Annotated in this window: 15 protein-coding genes; 6 read left to right on the top strand and 9 right to left on the bottom strand. The window is 44.9% G+C overall.

The genetic code is table 11. From position 1 onward, the window contains the following. Nucleotides 1–40: 40 nt before the first annotated feature. From NDJ01_RS14720 to NDJ01_RS14695, 6 genes are all read right to left on the bottom strand, one after another. Entirely contained in the window at nucleotides 41–340 is a 300-nt protein-coding gene (locus tag NDJ01_RS14720; RefSeq protein ID WP_033905414.1) for a hypothetical protein, read from the bottom strand. Nucleotides 341–343: 3 nt separating this feature from the next. After that, nucleotides 344–835 carry a single-stranded DNA-binding protein gene (locus tag NDJ01_RS14715; RefSeq protein WP_033905415.1) on the bottom strand — a complete coding sequence of 164 codons (492 nt, stop codon included), beginning with the start codon at nucleotides 833–835 and terminating at the stop codon, nucleotides 344–346. A gap of 3 nt (nucleotides 836–838) precedes the next feature. Then, nucleotides 839–1141, bottom strand: a complete 303-nt coding sequence (locus NDJ01_RS14710) for a helix-turn-helix domain-containing protein (RefSeq protein ID WP_033905416.1) — start codon at nucleotides 1139–1141, stop codon at nucleotides 839–841. Continuing rightward, nucleotides 1116–1547: a hypothetical protein gene (locus NDJ01_RS14705; protein WP_033905417.1), complete on the bottom strand. Its 432-nt coding sequence runs from the start codon at nucleotides 1545–1547 to the stop codon at nucleotides 1116–1118. The genes NDJ01_RS14710 and NDJ01_RS14705 overlap by 26 nt, the downstream gene beginning before the upstream one ends. Before the next feature lie 2287 nt (nucleotides 1548–3834). After that, nucleotides 3835–4911: a replication initiation protein gene (locus tag NDJ01_RS14700; RefSeq protein WP_024703815.1), complete on the bottom strand. Its 1077-nt coding sequence runs from the start codon at nucleotides 4909–4911 to the stop codon at nucleotides 3835–3837. 89 nt (nucleotides 4912–5000) lie between these two features. Next, on the bottom strand, nucleotides 5001–5921 hold the full coding sequence (locus tag NDJ01_RS14695; protein WP_258586912.1) for a hypothetical protein: 921 nt from the start codon (nucleotides 5919–5921) through the stop codon (nucleotides 5001–5003). Between the two features lie 551 nt (nucleotides 5922–6472). On the opposite strand from NDJ01_RS14695, the gene NDJ01_RS14690 reads away from it, so the two are divergent. After that, the gene (locus tag NDJ01_RS14690; RefSeq protein WP_131815239.1) at nucleotides 6473–6826 is read left to right on the top strand and encodes a hypothetical protein; all 354 of its coding nucleotides are present in this window, start codon (nucleotides 6473–6475) and stop codon (nucleotides 6824–6826) included. A 91-nt stretch (nucleotides 6827–6917) separates the two neighbouring features. On the opposite strand, the gene NDJ01_RS14685 is transcribed toward NDJ01_RS14690, so the two are convergent. Continuing rightward, nucleotides 6918–7871: a hypothetical protein gene (locus NDJ01_RS14685; RefSeq protein ID WP_042522720.1), complete on the bottom strand. Its 954-nt coding sequence runs from the start codon at nucleotides 7869–7871 to the stop codon at nucleotides 6918–6920. 13 nt (nucleotides 7872–7884) lie between these two features. Then, nucleotides 7885–9558, bottom strand: a complete 1674-nt coding sequence (locus NDJ01_RS14680; protein ID WP_258586911.1) for a portal protein — start codon at nucleotides 9556–9558, stop codon at nucleotides 7885–7887. Between the two features lie 381 nt (nucleotides 9559–9939). Here NDJ01_RS14680 and NDJ01_RS14675 point away from each other — a divergent pair, with 381 nt between their 5' ends. From NDJ01_RS14675 to NDJ01_RS14655, 5 genes are all read left to right on the top strand, one after another. Next, entirely contained in the window at nucleotides 9940–16659 is a 6720-nt protein-coding gene (locus NDJ01_RS14675; protein ID WP_258586910.1) for an SNF2-related protein, read from the top strand. Between the two features lie 55 nt (nucleotides 16660–16714). Beyond that, nucleotides 16715–17140: a hypothetical protein gene (locus tag NDJ01_RS14670; RefSeq protein WP_054579116.1), complete on the top strand. Its 426-nt coding sequence runs from the start codon at nucleotides 16715–16717 to the stop codon at nucleotides 17138–17140. A 455-nt stretch (nucleotides 17141–17595) separates the two neighbouring features. Further along, nucleotides 17596–17835, top strand: coding sequence for a hypothetical protein (locus tag NDJ01_RS14665; RefSeq protein WP_017634062.1), 240 nt, complete (start codon nucleotides 17596–17598; stop codon nucleotides 17833–17835). A 3-nt stretch (nucleotides 17836–17838) separates the two neighbouring features. Further along, nucleotides 17839–18612: a ParA family protein gene (locus NDJ01_RS14660; RefSeq protein WP_017634061.1), complete on the top strand. Its 774-nt coding sequence runs from the start codon at nucleotides 17839–17841 to the stop codon at nucleotides 18610–18612. Continuing rightward, nucleotides 18609–19526: a ParB/RepB/Spo0J family partition protein gene (locus NDJ01_RS14655; protein ID WP_074190806.1), complete on the top strand. Its 918-nt coding sequence runs from the start codon at nucleotides 18609–18611 to the stop codon at nucleotides 19524–19526. Before NDJ01_RS14660 ends, NDJ01_RS14655 begins: the two co-directional genes overlap by 4 nt. Before the next feature lie 21 nt (nucleotides 19527–19547). Here NDJ01_RS14655 and NDJ01_RS14650 read toward each other — a convergent pair whose 3' ends face one another. Then, on the bottom strand, nucleotides 19548–19880 hold the full coding sequence (locus NDJ01_RS14650; protein WP_079878982.1) for a hypothetical protein: 333 nt from the start codon (nucleotides 19878–19880) through the stop codon (nucleotides 19548–19550). Between the last annotated feature and the right edge of the window lie 15 nt (nucleotides 19881–19895).

Here is a 19895-nt window from a genome sequence, read left to right as displayed (position 1 = left end):
CTACTCAAAAATTGGGATAAGGGAATAGGGTTAAAGTGTTTTATTCTTGGTTAGCAAAGCGCTCTAGGCGTTCTTCTAAGTCATCCAGCCAAACCAGTATTTCGCTACCTTTGTGAACGTAGTCGAGGTAGCTGTCTTGGATTAGTTCGGCCACATGACCCGAACACCCGTTTACTTCTGCCGCGATTGCACGGTTACTGAAATAAAAAGCACTTGGTGTGTCCGTAAAATCCGTTTCGCCTGTCGCCTCGCGCATTTCCATAAGCGCTTTAGTGGTCATTCGACGCAATACAATCAGTAAGTCGTCTTGAGTTGCTAACGCTAAATTTTGCTTACTCACCGTTCAAGCCGCCACGTAACTCAGCATCTTGTAATGACGAAACTCGTTCTGGAACGGTATTTCATCGTCAAAATCCATTGGTGGCTCGCCGTATTGCTGTTGAGATTGATCCCAACCGCCTTGTTGTTGCTGGCCACCAGCTCGGTTATTGCCAAGCATTTGCATCACGCCATTAAAGCCTTGAACTACTACCTCTGTGCTGTAACGGTCTTGGCCTTGCTTGTCTTTCCATTTGCGAGTCTGCAATTGACCCTCGATGTAAACTTGTGACCCTTTGCGTAGGAACTCCCCCGCTACTTCGGCCAACTTGCCGAACAACACCACTCGATGCCACTCGGTTTTTTCTCGGTTCTCCCCTGTCGCTTTATCGCGCCAAGTTTCGGATGTAGCGATCGTGATATTCGCTACTGCGCCGCCATTTGGCAGGTATCGGATTTCGGGGTCTGACCCCAAGTTACCAACCAGAATGACCTTGTTAATGCCTCTTGAAGCCATTCGTTATTCTCCGGTATCTCTCTTTACCGCTTCGTCTCTGTTAGAAATCGCATCACCAAAGAACAAATAACCCACGTCTGTACTTGTGTAGACCGCTATCAGTTCTAGGTTTTGCACCCTTGGGTTCACTTCGCCATTCTCGATTTTTCGATAAGTGTCTGGTGATAACCCGATTAACCTGCTCATTTCGAGTATGGTTAAATCTGCATGCCGTCTCGATCGCTTGATTCGCGCTGCACGTTGCTGTCGATACTCAAGCGATTGGATTCGAGCGGCCTGTTTAGTCTTTGCGTCTCGCTTTTTCATAGAAGCTCTCCACTTCACTTGCTAGTCGTTCTTCCTCGGTTGTAGTCCCCTTAATCAATGCAACGCGATATTCATATAACCGATTCTTTGACCAATCGAGGCAGAGCTTTTGCCACTTGATAACGGCAACCGGTTCGGAAAGGTCGTAACCAGTCCCAAAACAGCTACAGCACTCCCACTTGCTAAATAACGACTTGGTGTAACCTGTGCCATTGCAAGTCGGGCAGCGATCCGGTTTGTCGTCCAATGTCACATCGGCATCTTGTAACCGGTTCGCCAGAGCTTCGCGTTCGTCCGTAAGCTCTATGCCCTCGAATGTATCCAGGATTGATGGTGAACTTTCGTCTCGCTCTCTTTGCCGTTGTTCCAGTTGAGAACGCTTAATTTCAGAAATTCCCTTACCCACCCTTCATTCCGAACACGTAATTTTTATTTAGAGTATAAAACCACTCAAAAAACAATGCAAAAAGTATTGATACAAAAACCGAAACGATGTATTTTCGTCTAAGCAAACAGGCTCATATGAGGAATCAGCAAATGTCATAGAACAACAGCAAAAAAGTTCACGACCAAATCCAAGCAGACGTTAAAGAGTACATGACCAACACCTCGAATAGCGTCTTAGACTTCGCTTTGGCCAATGCAATTAAGAACGGTCAGAACAACCTATATGACTTGTGTAAAAAGTGGAAAATCCATTTATATAAGCTACTTAGTAAGTTTAACAGTTCTCTTTTTAAAGTGGATGATGATAAAATCCACCTCGTATAGACGAATACGTTTAGCTATCGGGATAAGAGTAATGGAAAGCTTCGGGGAAACTCGAAGCTTTTTTTCGGCTCAACACTCAATCCGAACATTCAAGAATTTACGGCATAAAAAAGCGCCCACTCATAGAGCAAGCGCTTACCGTTCGGAAACCTACCAAACACCCACCAGCAACAAAAACCACAACCAATATAACAATAAGTGTCGTATTAACTACGAAACATGATTGGTGGAAGGTAAATCACTTCACTTTAAACAAATTATATTTATATTGAATACATAGCTACTTTATACAGATCAAAGATCAAACTGGATGTTATACATCGCCGATTTAAGTTAATGTCGATTTTTGATTATTAGGTTTTCAATGTACTTGGGGTGCAAATTTGGCAAGTGTATAGTGAAAAAAAACGCCTTACGTGATACCAGAGCGTTTAGCGTCTTATCACCGTCAATTAGTTGAGTTTAATACTGTCAACACTTAGGCTAATTGGAAATTAGTGAGCAAAAACTGGCCAAAATGATAGGAAGCTTAGCCACTTAAGTTGTACGGGGAAGCATTTTTGTTTTTAACAGGATAAGATGAGTTAACAGCAATACATTGAATGCGTTAACCCATCTGCTGGAAGCGGCAACTTTCTTTTGAGGTTGGCATCAAGCAGATAGTCGGAAACAAGTATTAGTTATTTGATAAAACTTTTGCTCATATCCCGATTCATGTAGAGAAATGAATATTTTTCAAAGCGTTTCTTTATGAGAGGGGAATTATCTGATAACAATGGGACATAAGGACTTGGGAGTTTTCATGCTCCTAAACCCGAAACAGATAGCCAACGCGTTTGGGCGTTTGCAAAATTGGCAAAAAGTCTGGAATACTAGGCACAGCAAGACTTGGAACAAAACGTTCCCTAATAAACTTGATGGTGTGAAGAATATAAAAAAAGGCTGGATTCGAAGAACCCAACCTTTAATTAGGAGGTAATTATGTAATCACCAACCAAGCTCGAAGCAGCTAGAAAGCTTCACTTCGTGCATACGGGTAATCAATGGTGGCCGCCATTAAAAACCCTTGTGCGTTGTCTTTCACCATGAGCCTTATCAGGGGAACAAATGGTAAATTTAATTGAACTGCTTATAGCGATAATCAATCTAGTCGCCGTTATAGTGCAAGCACTATTCGGTTAACCAACGCAGCTCTAGAAGTACATTGTTGCTTCTAGAGCACACTTACAACTATCCAACAATTAATATTTCCTGTCAATTCGTGTTTTTGTCAAGAACTCACACAAATGCGATCGCTATTCGGTTATGCCAGCCCAATTTGCCTTTCATAGTCCCTGCTACTATAAGCTAGATTGGAAATTGACCTACCACTACTTGTAGCACGCCGTTGTCTATAGCTAGGATCATTAACTCATCTAAACAACAAAAACTTGTTGTGTATGTGGGAAACTGTGTAAATCTTTGATTTTCCAGTTATCCACATACGCTATAAAGATCTATATTTAACTATATTAATCTATGGTAACTATAGATCTATAAGATCTATAGGAATTGTAAGTTATTGATATTAATGGGCTTTAAATCTTTTAAAGATCTTTTTTTAGGTCTTTGAGTAACAAGATCTAGGCTTAATTGATCATTTATTAGGTGTTTGTGATCTTCTTACAGGCTTTAATGCAACATAATTTAGGTGAAAGTGATCATATATCAGGTGATTGGGTAACATATTTTAGGTGTTTATTTTCTTAAATGACATATTTTAGGTGTGTGAGATGGTTATATCGAAGTCTTGTTCGGTTTTTTTTACTTTCGAGTCAATGATCACGTCGGATTCTCGCTTACATACCTAAAATGTGTCACATAGCTCATTTCAACCTAAAAAATGTCATCTATAGAGCGCATGACCTAAAACTTGTTAGCTATCAGTAATCGTGAGTATCGGTTAGTTCTGAAAGGGTATCTATCTTTTCCATTAACGACTCTAGTTCATGTATTCCATCATCATGTTTTTGTTGCTCTTTTTCTGAGTATCGTTTTGACAAGCTATCTTCAACTTTAAGAGCGTGGTCTTCTTTACCCACATAGCGGTACGCGATGGCAAGTGATTCTAGTTCAGACTCGGTGAGTCTGACTTGGTTTTGAAGCCTTTTCAATTCGAGTTGTCGAATTGTCTTTAGAGCATCGTGTTGATTTAGTTCATCAATTGAACCTAGCTTAACCCACCGGAAGAGAAACTTGATTCCTGTAATGGTTCTACCTTTCTTTACAACCTCAAACCCCTTATCACCCTGGCTACTTTCTAAAAATAGAAGCTCTTTGCTAATCTGAGGATGTTCAGAAAGTTCTTTAATACTTTCCCGGATACAACGTTTCATAAATACGCTGTTGTTTTTGAAGGAACTTTTATCTTTTTTCAGCTTCCCTGATTCGTCCAAAAGCCCAAATATTCCTTTCAGTTCACTAAGCTTTTGCGCATGCATTTCAAAGCCCTTGTCTTTGAAACGACTAAGCAGTTCGTACAAGCGCTTAGAGTACTCCTTTTTTACCTCAAAGAAATTGCGAGTGTTAATCAGAGCAAATCCTTGATTATATTCAATATACTCTGGTTTAAGCATATCGTTAGGAACCATCGTAAGTATGCCGTGTTTATAAGCGATATGTTTAAAAAGAGGTCTATAGTCGAATTCAATATCACCTTTCGGGGTTTCCACCTTTATCCCGATTTTTCGACTAGCTAGGCGGTTCGCTACTGGACTTAAGTTGCTACCGATATGTTTAGACTCAACACCTAACCACTCTGATAATTGATGTGAAGTAAATTCATAGTGTGGTGTTTTCTGATCCCAGTCGTTTGGTTTCATATGTGCAATCATCAACGCAAACATATCAGCTTCCCTAGCGGATAGATCTTGACGACTAAAGACCAGTTGATGGCCTTTTTTGATATGTTTCGGGAGGTTATCGCTTACCGCAGGGTAGAAATATTCTTCATCACTCATGCAAATGCATATCCATAAATAACAAGATTTAGGTAATTATGACACATTTTAGGTCGCGCATGTATAGAAATACTCACATCAAGCAGTGATTACAGATACCTGATTTGTACTCGCCCTACTGCGTCACGATAGTATTCAACCAAGCCTTGAGACTCTTTCTCGGAAATGGTGTTCATGTACTCTGCTAGTATGGTAGCTGTATCACGAACCTTGTTCACGCTAGCTTTCACGGCGCTTGCAGCCTTGTTGTGCCAGCTAGCAATCACAAACTTAAGGTATGACACGAACTTAGGCGCTAAAGGCTGTTGGTGCTTGTTGTACAGCTTGATAACACGACGAGATCCACTAGCTGATAGGCGGCCTTGCTTAGCAGCTAATTGAAGTTGTTTTACTTCATCTGCGTCACGTTTGAAGATTTTCAAAAACCAAGAATCAGATGGGATACCGTTATTAATTTTATTTTTACTCTCTGTAGAGAGATCTTTTGTATTTATGCTGCAATTTTTGTTTTTGTCTGATTGCTCGCAAGCCTTGTCAGAACTGGCCTCAAGAGGTTTTTCCACAGAAGCCCCCCCTAAATGCAATTTTTGTCTATTACAAAACTTCTCTGCCGCTTGTAGCGCGTATTTGTATGCACCAGTGAACATGTTTTGGATGCCATCAACGCATAGAGTGATGTGACGTTGATTCTGACCTGTGTGATCGTTCCGCTTTGGCTGTCCATAAGCGATCAGGCCAAGTTCTTTAGCTATTTTGATGTAATTATCAATAGTGCGCTTTATGATTGGCTTACAACCGTAACGGTGACAGTTCTCGTTGTAGGTGCGCGCTAAGGTATCGCTTGAAGCAAAGCAAGTGTGACCATGCTTAAGGATAAAGCTTGAGATAGTTTCTAGTAGGCAAGCAAGCTTACGTTGTGCCAATGGTTTATTGGCTTTGATATTGGAAGCTTGTGTTCTGAATCCTGACTTCCAGTAACGAGGATTCAGCAAAAGTGGTGTAATTTGCATAAAATTTGCTCAAAAAAAAGGCGCAAAAATTTGCCACCGATCTCTTTGAACGTTATAATTACACCTGTCTTGTGTTGTGTAATTTTAACGCTCGCTAAGATTGGTGCTCAAAACAATCTAAGTTGTTAAATTAATTACTAACTATTTGAGGCATTAGTCGCCAAACTAAAATGTCTCAGTTGATTAGGCTTCGGTCTAATTCATTACGGCATAATGACTTTCCTTAAGTTCGTTTGTCGTGACGCTTTAAGTTTGCCGCTTAAAGCTCGATTTTAGTAAGAAAGCCCGCTCGCCAAAGCGGGCTTTTTTATTTTCTGTTGCCCGAAATCGAATCACTTTCTCTCTATCACGGCATCGCCATGATCTAATTACAGAAAAACTCCCCTATTATTGATCGTAAATGGTTGATCAAACAAGTCTCCATATCAAAGCAATTCCGAACAAGGGGCGTTACCATCTGGCGCTAGAGTTTACCAAAAATTTTATCTATTTAAACTCCTTTTAGGCGTGTTAGTATTCCGAACACGATAAATTTTGTGGATAACTCTGTGATGAAATTTACTCCCCCACCAAGTGCTGAACAGCAATTAGAAACTCAAGTTGACCAATTAAAACAACAGTTTAAGCGCCGACAGTTCCCGAAAAAGAACGCACCAGTGCTACCGTTGGATTTGTTAGTAACAATCTCCGGTTGCACCTTTGGTTTGCATAGCCAAAAAGACGGTAGACTCGTTCTAAAGGCCGACAAGGCGATTAACTTTGATAAGGGTATCAATGTTTTGCGCTCAGTGTCGTATATTGCTGGCGCGCGAGATAGCGTATCTATCGCTGGTTGGGACTGGCGACCTACGCACTTTAAGAAAGATAAACTCTACTTGCGTCCTGTCGCTCCTAGTGATTTATGAGATTCCGAATTGGCCACCAGAATTTTCGATTAAATTGACTGTTTTTTGTACTTGATTGCTAATCGCTGGTGGCGCTTTTTGATTGATCAGCTTATTGGAATTTTCGTGCCGAAGATCCGAAGTTGACGAACTGCTGTTTAATTTGAGGCGCAACACTCACTTTTTGCTCTACTGGAACATAGCTATTTGTCGGTAAAGTCGCCATTTTTCGGGAACATAGCGACTCAAACATAGCTCGCACCACTTGATGATCTTCCTTGCTGGCCATGTTGGCGATCGCTTTGCGCTGCGCATCGGTCACATAGATAGGTAAAGAGTCCACAACATCAAGCAGCATCGAGGTTGCCTTAGCGTTTTGCTCTACCTTTTCACGCAAATCTGTGTTCACGCTTTCTAGGTACATAAGCTGGTTAGTAAGATCACCGACAAGCTCAACATTGGTCTGTTGAGTCATGTTCGCGTAGATATTACGCGCGGATTCCTCATCAAAACCTTGTTCCTGTAGCGATTCGAGGATCATTTGCTCGCTGTTCGCACTTTCCATCATCATGGCCGGATGGTCTAGGCTGATATAGTTCGGCTGCAATACGTAGTCCATACCGTGATATGAAGTAGTGATCGATGCCTCGCGTGTATCTTGGCCACCAGTCGCCCAGCTCCAACCACCAGCACGACTATTGTGCAAACCTAAAGCAATACGGCCTGTGTCGGTATCTAAAAACTCTTGAGTGTGTTCAACAATACCGTCATCTGAACAGGTGATAGAGACTGTGCGGTTAGATGGCACGTTTTCTACCACAACCGGACGACCATTAATCATGATCACCTCAGTTTCACCGATTGAGAGCTTATTGGCGCGTTGGCGGGATTGATGGCCATAGTAACCATACGCCTCACCTAGTCGCAGTAGCTCTTTAGTTCGTGGGCTGTTGATCATCGCTTGCACGGCTTTGATGATGTAATTGCGCTTGTTGGCGCTAAGTTTTCGACCGTCATTGAATAGGCTGAAACGGTCGGATACTTGTTTAAGTGCTTTTGCTGTCACTTTCTTTTCTCCATTAATGGCTTTGGATTTCGGTTAGTAGGTCGAGAACTACGTCTCTAACGAATCGTTCCGCTTCGCTTTGGTTAGTCATGCCAATGGATTCCATCATCTTGTCGTTCTTGGCCACTTGAGCCGCGAGCTCGGAAATGACTTCATTGGCCAGCTCGGAATCGAGGCCAACAACGGACGTATAAAGATGGTTTTTGAGTTTCGGAGACTTGCTGATTGGGGATTGCTCGATAAGGTCAAGCACAGTAGTCAGCATGGTTGCATAGTTCGCTTGCGACTCCATTGCCGCCGACTTCTCTTGCTCGATAGCAGTATTGAGAGAGTTAAATCGGATCTCGAATGGCATATCGTTGTCGTTCCACACCTTGCCGTCTCGATAGATGGTGTGAATGTCGATAGCGCGCTTAACGAACGCCACCACGGCTGCGCGGATTTGGTTGGCGCGTAGTGCTGATTGAATAGAAGTGCGGAAGAAACCGCCCTCGCCTAGCCCACCAGAAAGAAGATCACCAAACCCAAGCATGGATGGGTCTACGCCAAGCGTTCCGGCTAAGCGTTTAAGGTGAAACATAATGTCTTCGATGTGGGAGATATTTGGGTCAGTGGTAAAGGTATCGATCTGTAAGCCACCTTTAGCACCACCCATAAAGGGCAATAGCGTGTTGATGACTGTTGGAATGAAACCTAGCTTACGGGAACGGTCTACCACCTCTTGACGGTCTTGCTTCATCTGGTCAGCGACCATGTTGATGTATTCCGCAGCTCCCGCAGCATCTAAGCCGTCAGTGTTTACCGCTACCATGCGGTCGATAAGTGAAGCATTTACACGACTTGCGCCGAGCGCTGCAATGGACTGGCGAAGCATCGACCAAGCCTCAAAACAGGTAAGAAGAATGGATGTGCCGTAGTTCTGCGTCTCGATTGGCATGCGTGAATACGCATCGTCATAAAGTGAGTAGCGCTGGCCAGTGTAGTTAACTGGCGGCATATCCATATCTGGTCGCCAGATTGGCATTTTTAGTGGGATAAGCGCCCAAGGCTCGGCAAGGCGTACCTGTTCGCCGTTCGCTCTGGTTTGTAGATATTCCGCAGTAAATCCAGCTAGCTCGCCCGAACGTTCGTACTCACGAATTTGGTTTGGCAACGTGTAGTAGTTGGCCTCAAAGTGAGTAATACCCACGCCCTCTTTCGTGTATGGGCGAACATAGTTAACCCCATAAACCAGCGTTGAATACGTCCAGTTCATTAGGTTTTCGTTGATTGGAGTTAGCAACTCTCGGTTAAGACGGCCTACGTACTCGGCGTACTTCTCATCGGTTGGATGAAGATACACAGCCATGCCATTGTCGTTTGATACCGAAAGAGCGTGACCAAGGTGCAGATTGAGCGCGGCATCAATCGTGCTGTCCTCGGCCATTTCCTTGAGTATCGGATATAGCATGAAGCGATCTTTCGGCAGCTTGTGCAGAAAAAAGCGGTCTGAGCTTTTTCGACCGTCATTGGTCAGAGCGCCGTTGCTTTCATCTAATTGGTTTTCGCGATCGTGGAATGGCGATCCCGTATATCCAGCGCCAGATTCAAAACTGATCCCGCTCTCTTTATCGTCATTCTCGTTAAAGAAAGGGAACGCTTGTTTTAAAGCTGTCGCTAGCCCAATTGATGCCTTGTTTTGCGACATGTGCGACCTCGGTTAGTTGAGGCGCTTTCTACAGGGATGGGGATGATCTTGGATGATAGCGCATCGCGTCAATGTGACCAATACGCTAATAAATGATTGATTTTCTATGCGTTAAATTTTTTTAGTCAAAGTTCAATTGCTTGCCTTTGAATCTTGGTTACTCACCAAAAACACTAATTTTTATTCTTGATTACAACTTACGTGTTCGGAATAATTCTCTCGTCCCTAAAAATCTACTTCCTTAGATATTTTAGATTATTCATTAACTTAAATTGATATTGATAGTGGCGTTTTTTTGGGATGGGGAATAGGAAAGGAAAAAGTCGGGCGAAAGCTCGACTTTTTTTTTGGCTTTTATCCAAAGAATAAAAGGCACGTTCAATGAACACTGATTTAACCCGCAGTATTGAACAGGCGACAACAATCGATGAACTGGTACGCCAGTTTGAAGCCTTGCTCGCTGTCGATATTAGCGACACTCCAAAAGGCCACCAGCGCCTTAAGGCTAACCAACTAGCCAAAGATATTCTCGCCAAGTACAACGGCGACTACTCCAACGTTTCACCCGAAGATAAAGCAGCTCTGCGCGACTACACAGGTTTTGGCGGTATCGGTGGCTCTACCAACGAATACTACACGCCTAAATGGCTGGCGAGCGCGACTTGGGATGCAGTTCGTTCCTATGGCTTTACTGGCGGTAGCGTACTTGAACCAAGTTCGGGTGTGGGAGTATTTAGCGAAACCAAACCTAAAGGCACCCTGACTACATCCGTAGAAATGGATCAGACCTCGGCGGCCATTAACCAAATTCTTCACCCCGAAGACCATGTAATCCAATCAGCATTCGAAGCGGTAGCAACTAATCCTGGCATTGCTGACTTTGACCTAGTGATCGGCAACCCGCCTTATGGTGTTCGAGACGCTAGCGCGATGAAAGACAAAGCGTACAAAGACATTAAGTACGCCGATCAGTATTTCGTTTCTCGTTCTATCGATAAAGCGAAAGCTGGTGGCTTGATTGCCCTAGTGCTGCCAACTCGTATTTGTGATGCGAAAAACCTTGAGAAGTGGCGTACACAACTCGCACTTAAAGCGGAATTTTTGGGCGCGCACCGACTACCAACGGGCACGTTCTCTGATACGAGCGTAGTGACTGACCTTGTTATCTGGCGCAAACACAGCGACCAAGCGAAAGCACTGATTGATAGTGCCGACCGTGACACGCTGATTGAATCTAACGTGCTTTGGAATACTTGGCTTAAAGGTAAGTGGTTCGAGCGTGAGGGTAAGAAATTCATCAACGGCGAACAGACTGTTGAGGGCGTAGGTAAGTTTGCGCGCAAAGTCGTGAAGCGTGGCAACCGTTCTAACGAGGATATTAAAGAGTCGCTAATGCGCCGCTTTGACAGTCGCATTGACTGGATGTTGCTCGATGAAGCGGTCAGCGAGCCAGTGAGCGCGAAATACTCCGAGGGCGACACGATTTTCCGCAATGGCCAGCAGTACGAAATGATTGATGGCGAATGGGAGTTATCTGAAAGCAACGCGCAAACAGGCGCTATCAGCAAGCCGACCTATGGCGTAGATAACACCGATGAGATCGGTTCTATCACCTACTCTACTGAATCGATGCTTAAGCTATCGGCCAGCCAAGCGCTCAAGCTTTTCGAAGATTACGGTTACTTGTGTCATGACGACTTTAAAGCCCTAATGCGCGAGATAGCCAAGCTGCCAAAAGCGAGCCAAGAACACGCTTATAAAGGCATTCTACTTGGCATGAAAGTTCAAACACTTGCAACGCTGGTTGCTGGTGGCCGAACCACAGCCAATAGCGACTTGGCCAACATGGCAATGGGCGCGGAGGACTTCCAGACCGAACAATATCGCGTGAAGTTAAGCGGCGAAGTGTTTGAGCTGAACGCACTAATGGGCGGCTCTAAGGTATCGAAGAAAGCGCTAAGCAACTTAAGCGAGAAGTACGTTTCTGCATGGAATTACTACCACTCATCGATCGATTCTAAGGGCAAACTATCTGACCTACTCAAAGGCGACCTTAAGCGTGAGCTGACCGTTCAATACAGTTCGTCTCGCATTGGTGACGTGTTCCATCTATGCGACCGTGAACTAGGCATAACCACACTGACACTGGATGACGTTCGCAAGTATTACACCGCAAGCGGTATCGATGCGATGAGCGATGAGCAGTTGCTTGATTATCTAGCGAACATGGATGAGGTAGCCGTAAACCCTGACGGCACGGTGACGGCATTCCATAAAGCGACGACTGGCCTAGTCGGTAAGCGCATGGATCAGCTGACCGCACAATTAGTATCGACCACCACCGATACCGTGAAAGCTAACATCATGCGCCAAATTCAAGCCATCGAATCTAAGCGAAACAAGATCTCGATTGCCGATGTGAAGATGAAGCTTACCGATAAGTGGATTCCTAAAAACATCATGCTTGAGTTCCTGCATGACCGTGGCTACACGGAATTTATCTTGGGCGACTTTACCGAGGATAAGGACGGCTTTGAGGATTTCGTACAAAGCGAATCCGGCCAATACCTTACTGGCTACCGTTGGCGTGATGGCGAATGGATTGATGGCCTAACTCGTAATGGCGTGAAAGGTAAAGCAGCGAACAGCGATGAGCGATTTGAGCGTCAAATTGAATCGTACATCAACTATGGTGCGGTTCGTGGCGGTAGTAAGAACGAAGATAAATCACTTATCCGTGAACAAATGCGCCGCCTCGATGATGAGTTTTCTACATGGATTGCATCATCTGACCATTCAGAATACTTGGAACAGGTTTACAACAATACGTTTAACGGTTGGATTAAGCCGGAGTTTGATGACTCACCACTAACGCTAAATGGCGTATCTGGTGCGATTGAGTTCCTACCTTACCAAAACTCAACGATTCGCCGTCACAGTGCAGACGGTAACGGCATTATTGCCTTTGGTACTGGCTTGGGTAAAACGCTCACTGGCCTTGGCCTCGTGCAGCACAACCTAGAAACCAAACGCGCTAACCGTGTGGCCATCGTTGTTCCTAAATCCGTGTTAGAGAACTGGTTCTATGAGTCCGACCTGTTCTTTGGTGAAAGCAATCTATCTGACAAGGTATTTATCGGCCTTGAAGTTCACAAAGACGATGACGGAAAAATCATTCGGGAACCGGTATTAGATGAAACGGGCGAACCGAAGTTAGACAAGAAAGGCGATCCTATCTTGCGCGCCAAACTGACCGTAGACACAAACGGCAAGCGCGTAGCAGAACAGCTCCACCAGCTTACACAGTCAACCGCTCGCATCGTGGTAATGACAAAAGACGTGTACAACCGCATTCCATTGAAGTCGGACACGATTTCGGCCAACGTGCTTGAAATGCGCGATGCTGGTTTGATTGCTGGTTCAAGCAAGCTAGTTAAGGAAGCGGAAAGCCACACAGAGCAAGCGAAGAACGCGCGCTTTGAAGCGAAATATGCTGACGATGGTACGGCCAAAAACGAAGAACTACCGTACTTTGAGGACTTGCTATTCGATTCGGTTATGGTCGATGAGGCGCATGATTTCCGTAACTCGTACAAGGGCGGCTCATACCGAAACAATCTGGCATTCTTGCCTAGCCAAGCGCAAGCCGATCGCGCTATCGATATGCAGCTTAAGAACAACGTCATTAAGGCTCGCAATGACGGTCGAGGCGTTTACTTCCTAACAGCTACGCCAACCGTAAACAGCCCTGTTGATATGTTCAATATGCTGTCCCACATCATTCCGGCAGACACGTTTGCCAAGATGGGGATTTTTGACAGCGACGACTTTATCCGCATGTTTGGTAAGACTGGCGAAGCGCTGGTTACTAAGATTTCGGGCGAAGTTGAACAGCGTGAAGCCCTACTCGGATTCCAAAACCTAGACGCACTTCGAAACATCGTTAACCGCTACATGACGATCGAGGATGCTAAATCCGTTGGTGCCAACGTTCACATTCCTGACCTGATTAGCCAGCAAAGCGTTGTCCAAATGAATAGCGAACAGGAAGCGCTATATGAGGAACTACGCCAGCGCGCTGACGCAATCAGTAATCCAGACAAAGACGAAAACCAAGAGATTGTCGAGCAATACCCTAACGACACGGTTTTCGGCCTAATCCGTAAAATGGACAAGGTAAGTACAGACCTTGATTTGTACTATGAGCGTGTTACCTACCGATTCGCCAAGGACAGCAAGAAAGAGGTAGAGGCGGCAGTATCTAAGCTACCAAATACCGTCACGGTCGCTTTTGAGGATGTGGCACCAGACGGCACGGTTAAGCTAAGCAAAATCCAAGTTAAGGTTGATAAGAGCGTTAAGGTCGAGGGCGATCACTGCGTGGTTCAGCTCCACCAGCAACTTGATGACCGATTCACAAACATTTGTGACAAGGCCAAGTTGAAATTTACGCACCCTGTCTCCCCTAAGTACGCCAAGTTCCTTGAGAACGCGCGCGAGATTTATCTGGCTGGCGGTAAGCAGCTTGTCTTCACCGAAGAAAAAACACAGCACAAGAAAGTCGCGCGAATCATTGCGGATTTTGTTGGTTGTAAGCTGTCTGAAATCGGCATTTTGAACAGCGATACCGTTGCGGGTAAGAAAGGCTCTAAAGCGACTGAGGACGATGAGGAAGCGGGTTTGGAAGCAATGGCCAATGCTTACAACACCTCGAAATACAAATTCATGATCCTCAATAAAAAAGGCGAAGTTGGCATCAACTTGCATCATGGCACAACCGATATTCACCACTTAACGCTACCTTGGACTCCAATGAGTATCACACAGCGTAATGGCCGTGGCGCGCGTGTTGGCTCTAAACAAAACAGCGTGAACGTTCACTACTACACGTCGAAAGGCTCATTCGATGATTTCCGCTTGGCCACAATCCAACGCAAAGCCACTTGGATTGAGACAATGTTCAAAGGTGATGAAAAGTACATTGCGAACGCCGATGCAGACGCAGCCGACGAAACTGCAATCATGCTGGCAGCGAATCCAGAAGAAGCGAAAGCCCGTATCGAAGCGGCTAAGCGTCAAGCTGAGCGCAAGCGCAAATTAGAGGAACGCCGACTAGCAAGTATTAACGTTAGCAAGTACATCAAAGCCACCCAAATGCTTGCTTTGGATGTGAGAGCGGTTGAGGGCGAGCTGGCCGAACTACGCGAGAAGTTAGAGCCGCTACGCAAAGAGGTGGAAGAAGATCGCTTACGTGTAGAGGGCGAGAAGCACGGCAGTTGGCAGCACAAAAACTACCAACGCACCAAAGGCAGACTGTTTGCGCTAGAAAGCCAAATCAAAACCTATGAAGCAGCGATCAAAAACCGCGACAAAGCGAGCGATACCATCAAGAAATTGAAACCAGCAATGGAGCTGGCCATCAATGACGGTGTGTTAAAGGATTACCCTGACTTCCTAACTCATCCAGAGTTGTACATTGTTCGCAATGGCGTGATTGTGCGTAATGGCTACACCTACAAAGCCGAAGTTAAGAGCCGTTCTTGGAGCGCCGAGTACGATTCAAAAGCAACAATCATGATCACCAACTTCGACCGTAAATCTGGCACGGTGGACGGCTTTATTACTGAAATGGACGGCGAACCTGCGTCACGCAACTACGTCGATCTACCTGTTGAGCGCATCATTGAAATTGCGCCAGTGAATCAGGATAGAGCTGCGCTAGAAGCAAAAGCGCTCCAAGGTGTACCACTAAGTGAAGTCGCTCATACGTTTGACCGTGAGACGTTCTTTGAACTGGTCGCAGAGAAGAAAATGAAAGCCTACGGTAACAGCCGCCGTTGTTTGGTGCGCAATGTTGACGGTTCATTCTCTACGCCGTGGGGATTGGATGTTGAACCAGACCAAACGCTGATTTATCCAGATGCGAGCGATAAAGCGATCGTGAAAGCCCTACTCGACCAAGTAACCAAGCAATTGGAAGATAAGGGTCGCGTGATGTTGGAACACGACATTCTAAGTTTCTTTATCGGTAGCGATTGGGACAAACAGGCGATGGAAAACGGCAACCAAGTGAGCGAACAGGAAGTTGTTGAACTGGTGACACTTGAGATCAAAGCATTCGAGGAAAAACACCCTGAGCTTTATCAAGAAGCGCTACTGAAAGCAGAGACGACTTACAAAACGTCTATCACTTTCCTTAAAGAGCTAGATAACCATCTAAGCAATTTGAAATGGACAGGTTACACCAACGCACACGAAGCGCGCCGCCTATCGGCTCGTGAGTTCACTCGTTACACCGATATTCTGACCGAACGCTCTAGCGAATACCGCACAGAGCTGGAAGATAAGCTATTCGCTGACTTCACTAAGCTGGTGGCTAACGACCCTGACCGTGCGAAACGTCTATCACAGATCGCGTACTGGATGACGCAATACAAACCAACGACCGATACACACCTACTGAAAAAGGTCGATGCGATTTACGGCGAAAACTCACAAGAAACCATGCTTAAGGTATGTGCTGACCTACACGCTATTGGCGAACGTGAGTTCCTATCCGGTGATGGCCTAATCTTCTCGGATGACTGGTCATTGAATCGCATGAAAGGTGCGTATGGTTCGCTATTCACTTATCGCAGCGCACAGCGTGAGGAATTTATCGAGAAGTACCTAAATGCGGATAAGCCGGAAAAGGCCGAGGTTAAAGTGACCGAAACGCAGAAAGTGAAAATCGATAATATCTCTGCCATTAACGTAGAGAGCATCGAGAAGTTTAGCGAACTAATGTCAGGCATTGGCATCGACGTTAAAATGGTGACTTCACCAATTAGCTGGAAGCCTAAGCGCGGTCGCAACCGAAAAGAGATTGTTGTAGAGCCATACGAGCGCATTGGTTTGATGGACAACAATGGCCTTAAAGGTTCGCTTAAAGTGATGTTCGCTGGTGACAAGGAAGCTAAGGCCGAGTATGGCGCTGACTTCGCATCAAACGCAAGCAGTGAATTTAATGGCGGCTGGTGGTTTATCTCTGCGAAAGCGGATTTGGAATTGCTAGCGAAATCGCTATTAACCATTCACAACACAATGGCCGAAGCTGCCTAACTCAAATTTTCGCATGCGAAAAGTTCTCGCATGCGAAAACTTTTTGGAGACAACAATGATTACCCAAGTAAAATTGCCTACCGTTGAAGATCTACAGCCCTTACTCGATGAGGCGCTAGAAACAGCGCAAAGCAAAGAAGCATTTATCCAAGCTCAAGTAGATGGCATTTACAAAACACTTAAAGCCAATCCGCTCATGTACCGTCACTATGGCGCTTATTGGTGGGCGGTTAAATCGCTCATGGCCAAGCATGGTTATGACCTTGGCAGCGATTCAGAAGTGATCACAGAGCAACACTTCAATTTCGAAGACCCTGCGATTTTGTTGTGTGCTGCGTGGGCGTACCAGCAAGAGCAAGTTGATAAAGGCTACTGGCAAGCAAACCTACATACCTACTACGTCGATGATGAAGAATTTGAATATTCTATCGAGGACGTAAATCTCGAAGCGTGGAGTGTTAACAGCAAATCGATGCGTTAAGTTTTCGCATGCGAAAACTTTTGAGATAGAAAAAATAAACCCCGCCACTGAACAAATGGCGGGGATTGCACGTTGAACAGATAAGCTTTGATGCAATCAATCCTACCCCTAATAGTTTTGTTGCCGCCTATCTGTAATTTAATTTATATGAAATAATTTTCATATTCAACAGGTTTTTCAATATTTTTTATTAAAAACAATGAATTATGCAACTAGGTGCTTTTTCCTTCTTATGCCTGTTGACGCTGCTCTTTGTAACCTAGTTAAGTAATAGAATTGTCAAAAAGTTTTCGCATGCGAAAACACATGGAATCAATCTCACAATTTATCTAATGTTCTCGCATGCGAAAACTTGTGCAATCGGTTCTGTTTGTTACTTTTTTTTCTTGTGCTGTTGCTACTGGCAACGTATAGTGTGTGCCTGTTGCCAGTGACAACAATCGAGAGGCATTGATATGGCATCCAAGGAACGATGCGAAAGATTAAATCAATTAGTCCAAAAGGCAGGAAGTACCAGAAAAGCCAAGCAGCTCATTGATGGCGTTAAGGGTGTAAGCCCTTGCCACACTGCTATTTACAAAGCAATGCACGGCGGCGGTACAACTGATTACGTAGTTCAGTGCTATATCGAGGATCTTGAGGTAGCACTGAGCAAACCAAAACAGCAAACAAATTCCACCAGCAAAGGAAATTAATTAATGAGCATTATCATGGCGATTGCCAACCAAAAAGGCGGCGTTGGTAAAACAACTTGTACTTACAACTTTGGCATTAGCATCGCTAGCCAAGGCAACAAATGTCTATTCCTGGACTTTGACCCACAAAACAACTTAGGCGGCTCAATCGCACCGGAAATGGTCGAGAATCCAGAGTACACATCTGCGAGCTGCCTACACAACGCTTACAACCTTTTTGAAAATCCAGTAAAGGCTAAACCTTTCGAAGTCAGCGAAAACGTACACGTTATTGGCGGCGATAAGCGCATGGGTAACATTACTCAATCACAAATCTTAAACGTGGCTGAGTCTATCGACCTTATCAAAGACGACTACGACTATATCTTTATCGACTGTCCACCAGCGGCGAACGCGCTACAGCATGCAGCGCTACTTGTGGCCAGTAAGCTACTTATCATTAGCCAAGCACAAAAAATGTCGATCAAAGGCGTTAATGAGCTGGTTAAGACCTCGCGCCAAATCCGTCGAATGAACCCTGACTTGGAAGTATTAGGCATTGTCCTAAACCTTATCGAAGCCAACATTACAAACGACCAGCGCGAACAGGAAGCGGAACTTCGTAAAGAGTACGGCAACCTAGTTTTTGAAAACAAACTGATTAAAACAACGCGCGTAAGTGAAGCTCTAAACCAAGGCAAAGCACTGATTGAAACCAACCCTAAAGCGGCTGAGAAATTCGGCTTTACAGCGGTTTGTGAGGAACTTTGCAAGCGCATGGTAGAGGTGACAGCATGACCAAAAGCTTAAGAGATCGAATCAAGCTTAGCGACCTAGATAATCTCTTGGATGAATCAGCGGTAGAAATCCGCGATGCAGCGAAAGTGCTGGCTATCCCTAAAGACTCTTTGTATTCAGTTGAGCAAGTTCGTGAAGAATTTAACGATGAATCACTACTTGAGTTGTGCGAAAGCCTAGAAGAAAACGGCCAAATTCAACCTGTCGTTGTTTACCCGTTTGATGGCAAGGGATACAAAATCCAAGAGGGTGAACGCCGTTGGCGCGCCACTATGTTGAGCGATAAGCTAACTCACGTTGAATGTATTGTCCGTGAAAAGGGCGATATTTTTGGTCAGCTCATTGAAAACATTCAGCGAGAAGATTTAACGCCAATCGAATTAGGTAAGGCGTTTGACCAAGCAAAGAAAAAGCACAATCTGGATAACCGTGGCTTGGCTAAGCGCCTTGGCAAATCAGACGGCTACATTTCGAAATACCTAAATGTGCTTAAAGCCCCTGACTTTGTTTTGGAAGCATTCCAAAAAGGGATTATTGGTGATGTAGAGTCCATCAACGAACTACGCAAAGCAACCGTCGATAACTCTGAGCGCGTTCGTGAAGCGCTGGAAAGCTGCGAGAAGCTAACACGCCAAGATTGTGTAAAACTGCGCACTGGCGAGCTAGATAGCAAGGTGGAAGTTGCACCTCAACCTAGCAAACCAGAGAAAGCAGAAAAGACCGATAAGACACCAGTAAGCAAAAAGCCTACGGCAAACCAAAAGCCTACCAGTATTTGTGTCATGGTTAATGACCGTCATGGTTTGGTGTTCGCATCTGGTAAGCATAGCGACAAGCTAACGGTACTGTTTGATGATGGCGAACTTGAGCAAGTGCCAGTTGGTGAAGCTCAATTAGTTGGGTATCGTGTGTAAAGTTCTCGCATGCGAAAACTTTTAAAGCGGGTGGCTAATTAGCTGCCCGTTTTTCGTTAGGACGTAATACCCGCCGTCACGGTAGACACCAACCACATAGTGATCGAGCGGCACGTCTTGCCAGCCAAATAGCCCTAGTTCGTCATCGCAATAAGCGACGATATTCACCAGCTTTACCTTTTGGACATGCAGTAGATAGATATTATCTAGCGCCCCTTTAAATGGTCTGTAGATATACTCGCCATCTTTCCTTAAAGCGGGGATCTCATTCCCTGCGACTGAATGGCCATCGGCAACGCCGTCTTCGTTTATGTCGATTAGCCCGTAGTGATAACGATGCCTGATAGTAAACATCCCCTACTCCCAAAT

This window comes from Vibrio sp. HS-50-1, assembly GCF_024747315.1.
Taxonomy (GTDB): Bacteria; Pseudomonadota; Gammaproteobacteria; order Enterobacterales; family Vibrionaceae; genus Vibrio; species Vibrio diabolicus.
The sequence above is the reverse complement of the archived record's forward strand: the minus strand, read 5'-3'. Positions and strand labels throughout refer to the sequence as shown.